11 protein-coding genes are annotated in these 11,754 nt (G+C 55.7%); 4 read left to right on the forward strand and 7 right to left on the reverse strand.

What is annotated here, in order from left to right; genetic code table 11:
• The first annotated feature begins 230 nt into the window (after positions 1–230).
• From nirB to L463_RS20500, 4 genes are all read left to right on the forward strand, one after another.
• Complete coding sequence (nirB, locus tag L463_RS20515; protein WP_032104008.1) at positions 231–2,774, forward strand: nitrite reductase large subunit NirB; 2,544 nt, start codon at positions 231–233, stop codon at positions 2,772–2,774.
• Complete coding sequence (gene nirD / locus L463_RS20510; RefSeq protein WP_015571429.1) at positions 2,771–3,097, forward strand: nitrite reductase small subunit NirD; 327 nt, start codon at positions 2,771–2,773, stop codon at positions 3,095–3,097. Before nirB ends, nirD begins: the two co-directional genes overlap by 4 nt.
• Before the next feature lie 134 nt (positions 3,098–3,231).
• The gene (cysG, locus tag L463_RS20505) at positions 3,232–4,605 is read left to right on the forward strand and encodes a siroheme synthase CysG (RefSeq protein ID WP_023298772.1); all 1,374 of its coding nucleotides are present in this window, start codon (positions 3,232–3,234) and stop codon (positions 4,603–4,605) included.
• A 142-nt stretch (positions 4,606–4,747) separates the two neighbouring features.
• Positions 4,748–4,918: a YhfL family protein gene (locus L463_RS20500; protein WP_008503029.1), complete on the forward strand. Its 171-nt coding sequence runs from the start codon at positions 4,748–4,750 to the stop codon at positions 4,916–4,918.
• Positions 4,919–5,055: 137 nt separating this feature from the next.
• Here L463_RS20500 and trpS read toward each other — a convergent pair whose 3' ends face one another.
• From trpS to aroK, 7 genes are all read right to left on the reverse strand, one after another.
• Positions 5,056–6,060 (reverse strand): tryptophan--tRNA ligase, encoded by a 1,005-nt coding sequence (gene trpS, locus L463_RS20495; RefSeq protein ID WP_015571430.1) that lies wholly within the window; start codon positions 6,058–6,060, stop codon positions 5,056–5,058.
• A complete protein-coding gene (gph, locus tag L463_RS20490) occupies positions 6,053–6,814 on the reverse strand; it encodes a phosphoglycolate phosphatase (RefSeq protein WP_017384158.1) in 762 nt (253 codons plus the stop codon). Before gph ends, trpS begins: the two co-directional genes overlap by 8 nt.
• Positions 6,807–7,484 (reverse strand): ribulose-phosphate 3-epimerase, encoded by a 678-nt coding sequence (gene rpe / locus L463_RS20485; RefSeq protein ID WP_003861634.1) that lies wholly within the window; start codon positions 7,482–7,484, stop codon positions 6,807–6,809. Before rpe ends, gph begins: the two co-directional genes overlap by 8 nt.
• A gap of 39 nt (positions 7,485–7,523) precedes the next feature.
• A complete protein-coding gene (dam, locus tag L463_RS20480; protein ID WP_015571432.1) occupies positions 7,524–8,336 on the reverse strand; it encodes an adenine-specific DNA-methyltransferase in 813 nt (270 codons plus the stop codon).
• A 67-nt stretch (positions 8,337–8,403) separates the two neighbouring features.
• Entirely contained in the window at positions 8,404–9,708 is a 1,305-nt protein-coding gene (gene damX, locus L463_RS20475; RefSeq protein ID WP_017693869.1) for a cell division protein DamX, read from the reverse strand.
• A 92-nt stretch (positions 9,709–9,800) separates the two neighbouring features.
• Positions 9,801–10,889, reverse strand: coding sequence for a 3-dehydroquinate synthase (gene aroB / locus L463_RS20470; protein WP_003861631.1), 1,089 nt, complete (start codon positions 10,887–10,889; stop codon positions 9,801–9,803).
• 57 nt (positions 10,890–10,946) lie between these two features.
• Positions 10,947–11,468: a shikimate kinase AroK gene (aroK, locus tag L463_RS20465; RefSeq protein WP_003861630.1), complete on the reverse strand. Its 522-nt coding sequence runs from the start codon at positions 11,466–11,468 to the stop codon at positions 10,947–10,949.
• Positions 11,469–11,754: the final 286 nt, after the last annotated feature.

Below are 11,754 nucleotides of genomic sequence, written 5' to 3' on the forward strand. Positions count from 1 at the left end.
GGTTTTCCCCTGCTCACCCGCCCTGCCCGCCGATGGGTAAAAAACCCCACTATATTTGTGCAAAAAATAAGCAAGCACAAAAATCAAACAATATCCGTCACTTATAAAAATCCTGACAAATCATAGATATACCCACTAAGGGGTAGGTGAAGGCGTATTTGATTTGCATCAATAAGTGCCCCTGCTGAATCGTTAAGGTAGGCAGTAATAGAAAAGAAATCGAGGCAAAAATGAGCAAAGTCAGACTCGCTATCATCGGTAACGGCATGGTCGGCCACCGCTTTATTGAGGATCTTCTCGATAAAGCCGATGCTGAGCAGTTCGATATTACCGTGTTCTGTGAAGAACCCCGCAAGGCGTACGACCGTGTGCACTTGTCTTCCTACTTCTCTCACCATACCGCCGAAGAGCTCTCTCTGGTGCGTGAAGGGTTCTACGAGAAGCATGGCGTAAAAGTGCTGGTGGGCGAACGCGCTATCACCATCAACCGTCAGGAGAAAGTGATCCACTCCAGCGCCGGACGTACGGTTTTTTACGATAAGCTGATCATGGCGACGGGCTCGTATCCGTGGATCCCGCCTATTAAAGGGTCGGAAACCCAGGATTGCTTCGTTTACCGTACCATTGAAGACCTCAACGCCATTGAATCCTGCGCACGTCGAAGCAAACGCGGCGCGGTTGTCGGCGGTGGTCTGCTGGGTCTGGAAGCGGCAGGCGCACTGAAAAACCTCGGCGTTGAAACCCACGTCATCGAATTTGCCCCGATGCTGATGGCGGAACAGCTGGACCATATGGGTGGCGACCAGCTACGCCGTAAAATCGAAAGCATGGGCGTGAAGGTTCACACCAGCAAGAACACCAAAGAGATCGTGCAGGAAGGCACCGAAGCGCGTAAAACCATGCGCTTTGCCGACGGCAGCGAGCTGGAAGTGGATTTCATCGTCTTCTCCACCGGTATTCGCCCGCGCGACAAGCTGGCCACCCAGTGCGGTCTGGCCGTTGCGCAGCGCGGCGGGATCATGATCAACGATACCTGCCAGACCTCCGATCCGGATATCTACGCCATCGGCGAATGCGCCAGCTGGAATAACCGCGTATACGGTCTGGTTGCACCAGGGTACAAAATGGCGCAGGTCGCCGTTGACCATATCCTCGGCAGCGAAAACGCCTTCACCGGCGCAGACATGAGCGCCAAGCTGAAACTGCTGGGCGTGGACGTGGGCGGTATTGGTGATGCGCATGGCCGCACCCCGAACTCCCGCAGCTATGTTTATCTGGACGAAAGCAAAGAAGTCTACAAACGTCTCATCGTCAGCCCGGACAACAAAACCCTGCTCGGGGCGGTGCTGGTGGGTGATACCAGCGACTTCGGTAACCTGCTCCAGCTGGTGCTGAACGCCATTGAGCTGCCGGAGAACCCGGACGCGCTAATCCTCCCGGCGCACGCCTCCAGCGGTAAGCCGTCCATCGGCGTGGATAAACTGCCGGACAGCGCGCAGATTTGCTCCTGCTTCGACGTGACCAAAGGCATGCTGATCTCCGCCATTAACAAAGGCTGCCACACCGTTGCGGCGCTGAAGGCGGAAACCAAAGCCGGGACCGGCTGCGGCGGCTGTATTCCTCTGGTCACTCAGGTGCTGAACGCCGAGCTGGCAAAACAGGGCATTGAAGTGAACAACAACCTGTGCGAGCACTTCGCTTACTCTCGCCAGGAGCTGTATCACTTAATCCGCGTGGAAGGCATTAAGTCCTTCGACGAACTGCTGGAGAAACACGGCCAGGGCTATGGCTGTGAAGTATGTAAGCCTACCGTCGGTTCCCTGCTGGCGTCCTGCTGGAACGAATATGTGCTCAAACCAGAACACACTCCGCTTCAGGACACCAACGATAACTTCCTGGCCAATATTCAGAAAGACGGGACTTACTCGGTGATCCCGCGTTCTGCCGGAGGGGAGATTACCCCGGAAGGGCTGGTCGCCGTGGGCCGTATCGCCCGTGAGTTTAACCTGTACACCAAAATCACCGGCTCCCAGCGTATCGGCCTGTTCGGTGCGCAGAAAGATGACCTGCCGGAAATCTGGCGTCAGCTGATTGAAGCGGGCTTTGAAACCGGTCACGCGTACGCCAAGGCGCTGCGCATGGCGAAAACCTGCGTCGGCAGCACCTGGTGCCGCTACGGCGTGGGCGACAGCGTGGGCTTCGGCGTAGAGCTGGAAAATCGCTACAAAGGCATCCGTACGCCGCACAAAATGAAGTTCGGCGTGTCAGGATGTACCCGTGAATGTGCGGAAGCCCAGGGGAAAGACGTGGGTATCATCGCCACCGAGAAAGGCTGGAACCTGTACGTGTGCGGTAACGGCGGGATGAAACCTCGCCACGCGGATCTGCTGGCCGCCGATCTCGATCGCGATACGCTGATCAAATACCTCGACCGCTTCATGATGTTCTACATTCGTACCGCCGATAAGCTGACCCGTACCGCGTCCTGGCTGGATAATCTCGAAGGCGGCATCGACTACCTGAAGTCGGTCATTATCGACGACAAGCTGGGTCTGAATGAACAGCTGGAATCCGAGATGACTCGCCTGCGCGAGGCGGTGATCTGCGAGTGGACCGAAACCGTGAACACGCCAGCGGCGCAGACGCGCTTCAAACACTTTATCAACAGCACCCAGCGCGACCCGAACGTGCAGGTGGTGCCGGAGCGCGAACAGCACCGTCCAGCGACCCCGTATGAACGTATTCCGGTGATGCTGGTGGAGGAAAACGCATGAGCCAGTGGGTAAACATCTGCAACATTAACGACATTCTGCCAGCAACCGGCGTCTGTGCCCTGCTGGGCAACGAGCAGGTGGCGATTTTCCGCCCTCGCCACGATGAACAGGTCTATGCCATCAGCAATATCGACCCGTTCTTCGAGGCCAGCGTGCTCTCCCGCGGTCTGATTGCGGAGCACCAGGGCGAGCTGTGGGTTGCCAGCCCGCTGAAAAAGCAGCGCTTCCGCTTAACCGACGGACTCTGCATGGAAGATGAAAGCTTCTCGGTCAAACACTACGACGTCCGCGTGAAGGACGGCGAGGTGCAGCTGAAAGCGTAACCTCTCGCCTTTTCAATAGGAAAGGCTTATGACCCCTTATGGGTAACGGCAGGAAAAACCGTATGTTCTGTACGATTCCTGCTGTTATCCTGACGTCAATTCTTCCCCCGCCATGAATGCTGTGAGGTAACGTCGTGGATCACCTGCCGATTTTTTGTCAATTACGCAACCGCGACTGCCTGCTCGTGGGCGGCGGCGATGTGGCTGAACGCAAGGCACGCCTGCTGTTAGAGGCGGGTGCCCGGCTGACCGTCAACGCCCTCACTTTTGCCCCACAGTTTGACGTCTGGGCGCAAGAAGGGATGCTCACCCAGGTGCAGGGCGAATTTGATGAATCCCTGCTGGATACCTGCTGGCTGACCATCGCCGCAACGGATAACGATGACGTTAACCAGCGCGTCAGCGACGCCTGCGAAGCGCGCCGCATCTTCTGTAACGTGGTGGATGCGCCGAAAGAGGCGAGCTTTATCATGCCGTCGATTATTGACCGTTCACCGCTGATGATTGCGGTGTCGTCCGGCGGGCGCTCGCCCGTTCTTGCCCGTCTGCTGCGGGAAAAACTGGAAGCCGTGCTGCCGCAGCATCTTGGTCAGATAGCCCATTACGCCGGGCAGTTGCGTTCCCGCGTGAAGCAAACCTTCGCAACCGTGGGCGAACGCCGTCGCTTCTGGGAGAAGTTCTTTGTCAACGACAGGCTGGCGCAGTCGCTGGCCAATCAGGACACCAAAGCCGTTGAAGAGACGACCGAGCAACTCCTCTCTGAACCGCTGGATCATCGCGGTGAAGTGGTGCTGGTGGGCGCTGGCCCCGGCGATGCGGGCCTGCTGACGCTGAAGGGTCTCCAGCAGATCCAGCAGGCGGACATCGTGGTGTATGACCGTCTGGTCTCTGATGACATCATGAATCTGGTGCGCCGGGATGCTGACCGCGTGTTCGTCGGCAAACGGGCAGGTTATCACTGCGTACCGCAGGAGGAGATCAACCAGATCCTGCTGCGGGAAGCGCAAAAAGGTAAGCGCGTGGTGCGCCTGAAAGGGGGCGATCCGTTTATCTTTGGTCGCGGCGGCGAGGAGCTGGAAACCCTGTGCAACGCGGGTATTCCGTTCTCCGTGGTGCCGGGCATTACGGCGGCGTCCGGCTGTTCTGCCTATTCCGGCATTCCGTTAACCCATCGCGACTATGCCCAGAGCGTGCGCCTGGTGACGGGCCACCTGAAAACCGGCAGCGAACTGGACTGGCATAATCTGGCCGCTGAAAAGCAGACGCTGGTGTTCTATATGGGGCTAAATCAGGCAGCCACGATTCAGGCGAAACTGCTGGAGCACGGCATGGAAGCAGATATGCCGGTCGCACTGGTGGAAAACGGCACCGCCATTACGCAGCGCGTGGTCGATGGCGTGCTGACGCAGCTGGGCGAGCTGGCGCAGCAGGTTGAAAGCCCGGCGCTGATCGTGGTGGGTCGCGTGGTAGCCCTGCGCGAAAAACTGAACTGGTTCTCCAGCCACTAACGCATAATCTCTCCCGGGAGTAGTCTTTAAGCGGACTACTCCCTTCTTACCTCAGTCGATAACATACCGCCCGCATAATGGAACTTTTCCATTTATTCCCTCGTGTTACATCCAATTTTCGATTTTTTGACAAGGAATGCGTATGTTCAAACTGGCAAAAGCTGCCGTACTGGTCGGCCTGTTATCAACTCTGACGGCCTGCACCGGTCACGTTCAAAATACTAAAAATAATTGCAGCTACGATTACCTGCTTCACCCGGCGATCTCCATTTCGAAGATCATCGGCGGTTGCGGCCCGGCGGCACAGCAGTAAGCGTTTTTCAGGCGTAAAAAAACCGGGGATGTCCCGGTTTTTTTGTTTCGTCAGTTTTGTCGGGTGGTGGCTCCGCCTTACCCGACCTGCAAAGTCCCGTAGGCCGGGTAAGCGTTAGCGCCACCCGGCAAAGCGGCTTAAGGTTTCGCCACAAACCCAATCGCGTCGTACACCGCTTTCAGGGTTTCGGAGGCGCGCGCGCTGGCTTTTTCCGCGCCCTCTTTCATCACTTTTTGCAGGAAAGCTTCGTCGTTACGGTAACGGTGATAGCGCTCCTGCAACTCGGTCAGCATGCCGGAAACGGCGTCTGCCACTTCGCCTTTCAGGTGGCCGTACATCTTGCCTTCAAAGTGCTTTTCCAGCTCAGGAATGCTCTGTCCGGTCACACCGGAGAGAATGTCCAGCAGGTTTGACACGCCCGCTTTGTTCTGCACGTCGTAGCGCACCACTGGCGGCTCGTCGGAGTCGGTCACCGCACGCTTGAGCTTTTTCACCACCGATTTCGGATCTTCCAGCAGGCCGATAACGTTGTTGCGGTTATCGTCAGACTTGGACATCTTTTTGGTCGGCTCCAGCAGCGACATCACGCGCGCACCGGATTTCGGAATAAACGGCTCAGGCACTTTGAACACGTCACCGTAAAGCGCATTGAAGCGCTGGGCAATATCGCGGCTCAGCTCCAGGTGCTGCTTCTGGTCTTCACCCACCGGCACCTGGTTGGTCTGGTACAGCAGAATGTCGGCCGCCATCAGCACCGGATAGTCAAACAGACCGGCGTTGATGTTTTCAGAGTAGCGGGCAGACTTATCCTTGAACTGGGTCATGCGGCTCAGCTCGCCGAAATAGGTGTAGCAGTTCAGCGCCCAGCCCAGCTGCGCGTGCTCTGGCACGTGAGACTGAACGAAAATGGTGCTCTTCTCTGGATCGATACCGCACGCCAGGTACAGCGCCAGCGTATCAAGTGTTGCTTTGCGCAGCTTCTCGGGATCCTGACGCGCGGTGATAGCATGCAAATCCACGATGCAGTAAATGCAGTGGTAGTCATCCTGCATGCTCACCCACTGACGTAACGCACCCATGTAGTTACCAATGGTCAGTTCACCTGAAGGCTGTGCGCCACTAAAAACGATGGGCTTAGTCATTATTCAATTCCTGATGTTCACTGTGCGAGAGCCCGAGTGCGGGCAACAAATCTTTGAAGTGGTCGAACACAACGTCCGGCTCACTCAGCGTAATGGCTTCACCGTAGTTGTAGCCGTAGGTCAACCCAACCGACGGGCAACCTGCCGCTCTGGCAGCCAGAATATCATTGCGGGAATCCCCGACAAAGAGCAGCTCCGCAGGCGCTAAGGATAATTTTCCTGCCACCAGCAATAGCGGTTCCGGATGCGGCTTTTTATTCTGCACGTCATCGCCGCCCACAATTACGGAGAAGTATTTCGCGATATCCAGCGCTTCCAGCAGAGGCGCAACGAACGGTGTCGGCTTGTTAGTCACCAGTCCCAGCGGGATGCCTTTGGCATGTAGCGCGCTCAGCGTTTCAGCGACATCCGGGAACAGGAAGCTACCCTCTTCGACGGTCTCTTCGTAGAAACGGTCGAACAGTTTGCGCAGAATACGCTGCTGCTCATCCTGGGGAATATCCGCGTGGTCAACACTCGGTTTACCTTGCGCGGAACGCTGAGAGGCACGCTCCTGACGAGCCCAGGTCAGCGCGCGCTCCATCAGCACGTCTGCACCGTTACCAATCCACGTCACCACGCGCTCTTCGCCTGCAACGGGGAGTTCAAGGGCATACAGCGCCTGATCGACGGCGCGGGTTAATCCTGGCGCGCTGTCGACCAGCGTGCCGTCGAGGTCAAATGCTACACCCCGAATAGCCTGCAATTTATCCATGACTTACCTTCGCCAGTTCACGGCGCATTTCATCAATGACTTTTTTGTAATCCGGTTGATCGAAGATGGCGGAGCCTGCGACGAACATATCCGCCCCTGCCGCCGCAATCTCACCGATGTTATTGACCTTCACGCCGCCGTCCACTTCCAGACGAATATCATAGCCAGACTCATCGATACGGCGGCGCACTTCACGCAGTTTGTCGAGGGTCTGAGGGATAAATGACTGACCACCAAAGCCCGGGTTGACGGACATCAGCAGGATCACGTCCAGCTTGTCCATCACGTAGTCGAGATAGCTCAGCGGGGTCGCCGGGTTAAAGACCAGTCCCGCCTTACAGCCGTTCTCTTTGATCAGCTGTAGCGTGCGGTCAACGTGTTCGGAGGCTTCCGGGTGGAAAGTGATGATGCTGGCACCCGCCGCGGCGAAATCAGGCACGATGCGGTCAACCGGTTTCACCATCAGATGCACGTCAATGGGCGCGGTGATCCCGTAGTTACGCAGTGCTTTAAGCACCATCGGACCGATGGTCAGGTTGGGAACGTAGTGGTTATCCATAACGTCGAAATGGACGACATCCGCGCCAGCCGCGAGAGCTTTGGCAGTGTCTTCACCCAGGCGGGCAAAATCGGCCGACAGAATTGAGGGGGCAATCAAAAACTGTTTCATCCGCATCTCCTTGAAATGTGTTTACCGGCGGGCAAAGGCTCAGGGTCGATAAAGCGCCAGAAGTTCGTCCACCTTTTTACGTGTGCCGCCGTTGCTGCTAATGCTACGCCGCACTTTTACCTGAAAATGCTTCGCGGCTTTGTACCATTCGCGCGTATCAGGCGTGTCGTGATTCGAAATTAACACCGGAATTCTTTTGCTGACCAGCTTTTCCGCCATCTCAGCCAGACGAGCCTGCTCGGCCGGGCTGAAGCTATTGGTGTGGTAGGCGGTGAAATTTGCCGTGGCAGACAGTGGCGCGTAAGGCGGGTCGCAGTAGACCACCGAGTTTACGCCCGCCAGATCCATGCACTCTTCATAGGAGAGACAGTAGAACTCGGCATTCTGCGCTTTTTCAGCAAAGTGATACAGCTCGTCCTGTGGGAAGTAGGGACGCTTATAGCGGCCAAACGGCACGTTAAACTCGCCACGCAGATTATACCGGCACAGACCGTTGTAACCATGGCGGTTGAGATAAAGAAACAACAGCGCGCGACGGAACGGATCCTGGCTTTGATTAAACTCAGCGCGGAACTGATAGTAGACGTCCGGGTTGTTGTTCTCTGGCGTAAACAGCTTCCGCGCCTCTTCCACATACTCATCGGTACGCAGTTTGACGATGTTATAGAGGCTGATAAGGTCGCTGTTGATATCCGCCAGGATATAACGAGAAAAATCGGTATTCAGGAACACCGATCCAGCACCCACGAAGGGCTCGATAAGACACTCGCCTTTCGGCAGGTGCTTTTTAATATCGTCGAGCAGGGGGTATTTCCCCCCTGCCCATTTCAGAAAAGCGCGATTTTTTTTCATGCTGACTAACTGATTACACCTTCTCCGGCTGTGGAGAAAGCTCCGACAGCATCCTGCGCTTTAAACATTACTTCAGATCGGCCTGCACCTGATGAATCGGCTTCGCCCACGGGTTTTTCGCCTGCACGTCGGCTGGCAGCGTGGAAACGGCACGTTTTGCTTCATCTTTGGAAGCATAAATACCACTCACCAGCACATACCACGGTTGACCGTTACGGGTCGTCTGATAAACCACGTAGTTTTTCAGATTCGATTTCTTCGCCCAGGCGTTGAGGTTGTCATAGTTAGACGAACTGCTCAGCTGAAGGGTGTAGTTGCTGGAAGAGGCCGACTGCAAAGAACCCACGTTGCCCGTCGTTTTACCTGATGCAGCGCCCGTTTTGGCTGCGGGAGCCGCAGGTGTTGTTGCAGAAGGTGTTGTTGCAGCAGGCGCGGTTGTGGTCGCCGTTGCTTTCGGTGCAGTGGTTGCCGCAGGCGTTGGCGCTTTAACCGGCTGGCTCACAGCAGGTTTGGTCTGCGCTGGCGCTTTCGTTTCTGGCGCTTTTGCCACGGTTTGCGGTTTCGTCTCACGCTTCGGCTCAATCACAGCCTGCTTACGCTCCTGGCGTGGCGCAGTCTGCGTCTGGCGCGGTTTGGTTTCCGTTGTCGCCGTTTGCTGCTGGGCATTGCTGCCATGAACTGGCGCAACGGTGGCTGGTTCAGTTGGCAGCGTGGAGTTCACCACGGCAGCGTTAACCTGCTCCTGATTCTGCGGCTGCATCAGCGCATTGTTCAGATCGCCCTGAACTTCAACACGCTGCTGACCTTCAGGCGTCGCAGGCGCCTGGCCCTGAGTCGGGGTCGCAGAGACAGGCGGCAGAGAGATATCCTGGCCAGCGCTGGTGTTACCTGCGGTCTGCTCTGCGGAAGTGGTGCCCGGCGCAGGCTGAGCGCCATTCGCCTGGTTGCTCGCATCGTTACCAGACAGGTCAATGCTCTTCTCGGCAGACGCCGTCTGCTCGGTAGAATTGGTAGAAGGTGCTTTTAGCGCGGACCCAATGCCGACAATCAGCAAGACCAGCACCAGAACGCCAAGGCCCATCATAATGTACTGACGGGAGGCCGGTTTTGCCGCTACCGCTTTTTTACGTTTGCGCGGACGACGTTCAACAGGCTGTTCATCCATTAACTCTTCTTCGGATTCATACTCCTCGTCTTCTCGCTCATTTCGCGCGTTACGGCTACGCGAAGGGCGACGATCGTCTGCATCCAGTTCGACATCGTCAAAATTGATCTGCGGCTCGTTATCACGTTCTGAAGATTGACGAGAACGACCAGTACGACGATCGCTGGGATCGGGTTTCAGCTCGTCTTCTGGTTTGAATTCATCCATTTAACACCCCACTCAAAGGCTTCTGCCAACGACTCTGCATTTACCTGAAGCTAAAACGACCACCTGTTACAGCGGTCTGACCTTTCTAGTTGTTACGCCTGCTGACAATCAGCAATAGCGCCAAGTACGACTTCGTGCGGCACTCCGCCGCGCACTTCACTTTTCCCTATTGCAAGCGGGAGTACCAGACGCATCTCACCTGCCAATACTTTTTTATCGCGCATCATGTGGGGAAGGTACGCCTGCGCAGACATTTCCTGCGGACCACTCACCGGCAAGCCAGCACGTTTAAGCAACGCGATGATACGTGCTGTCTCTTCCGGCCTGAACTGCCCCAGACGTTCAGAGGCTCGCGCCGCCATAACCATTCCGGCAGCGACAGCTTCACCGTGAAGCCAGTTACCGTAGCCCATTTCGGCTTCGATCGCATGACCAAACGTATGCCCCAGATTCAGTAAAGCACGTAAGCCGGTTTCACGCTCATCTGCGGCAACGACTTCTGCTTTCAGCTCACAACAACGGCGAATACAGTAGGCCATTGCCTGCCCGTCGAGGCGCAGCAGCGCATCCATATTCTCTTCCAGCCAGGTGAAGAATTCCCCGTCAAGAATAATGCCGTATTTGATCACTTCTGCAAGGCCGGACGCCAGTTCGCGCGCTGGCAAGGTTTTCAGACAGTCGAGATCCACCACCACCGAGGCAGGCTGGTAGAACGCGCCAATCATGTTTTTGCCGAGCGGATGGTTTACCGCCGTTTTACCGCCCACAGAAGAATCGACCTGTGAGAGCAACGTGGTTGGAATTTGAATAAAGCGCACGCCGCGCTGATAGCTGGCGGCTGCAAAACCGGTCAGATCGCCCACAACGCCGCCGCCCAGGGCAAGCAGTGTTGTATCACGACCGTGCGGTTTTTGCAGAAGTGCGGTAAAGACGGTATCCAGTACCGTCAGGCTTTTGTACTGCTCGCCATCGGGCAGAATCACACTGTCGACCTTCACGCCCGCCTGCTCAAGCAGGTGACGTACACGGTCGAGATAAAGCGGAGCCAGCGTCTCGTTGGTGACCAGCATCGCCTGATCACCCGCTTTCAGTGGTAAGAAGGAAGCTGGGTCGTTAAACAAACCAGCCGCGATGGTGATAGGGTAACTACGTTCCCCGAGAGTAACTGTAATCCTCTCCATGACGCGACATCCACCTTAAATGCTTTTACCCGCAGGCGAGTGTATATAAAGCCAGAATCAGTTGCTTTCCAGCATATGAATAATCTGGTTTGCAACCACTTTAGCGCTTTGATCGTCAGTACGAATGGTCACATCAGCAATCTCTTCGTACAGAGGATTGCGTTCATCGGCCAAAGCTTCCAGAACTTCACGTGGCGGTGTTTCAACCTGCAACAACGGGCGCTTTTTATCACGCTGCGTGCGTGCCAGCTGTTTTTCGATGGTCGTCTCAAGATAGACCACTACGCCACGGGCGGAGAGACGGTTGCGGGTTTCGCGAGATTTTACAGAGCCGCCGCCAGTTGCCAGCACAATGCCCTGTTTTTCCGTGAGTTCGTTGATCACTTTTTCTTCTCGGTCACGGAAACCTTCTTCGCCTTCTACGTCGAAGACCCAGCCCACATCCGCTCCGGTTCGTTTCTCAATCTCTTGATCAGAATCGTAAAATTCCATATTGAGTTGTTGAGCTAACTGACGCCCAATAGTGCTTTTGCCGGCACCCATAGGCCCAACCAGAAAGATATTGCGTTTCTCTGCCATTTTTTCGGTACTACTAAGACTATTCGTTAATGGTAATCCCCGCTGCGCAGACACCCGGCGTAGCAGGACATGAACTGAAACCTCATTTGCAATAGAGCGAGAGTCAGACGAAAAATTATCTCAATACTCCGGCTTGTTTGGCAACTGATTAAATCACCGTTCCCGGCGCATAAGGAAATAAGACGTAAGTCCAACTCAAATCGGTACTCCTTGTATGCTAATTCATGCCCCACGTCAAACATCTGCAACAAACTGAATGCAAAATCATTGCGGGGATCGTTACCCA

The sequence above is a fragment of the Enterobacter sp. BIDMC 27 genome (assembly GCF_000534415.1).
GTDB lineage: Bacteria > Pseudomonadota > Gammaproteobacteria > Enterobacterales > Enterobacteriaceae > Enterobacter > Enterobacter hormaechei_C.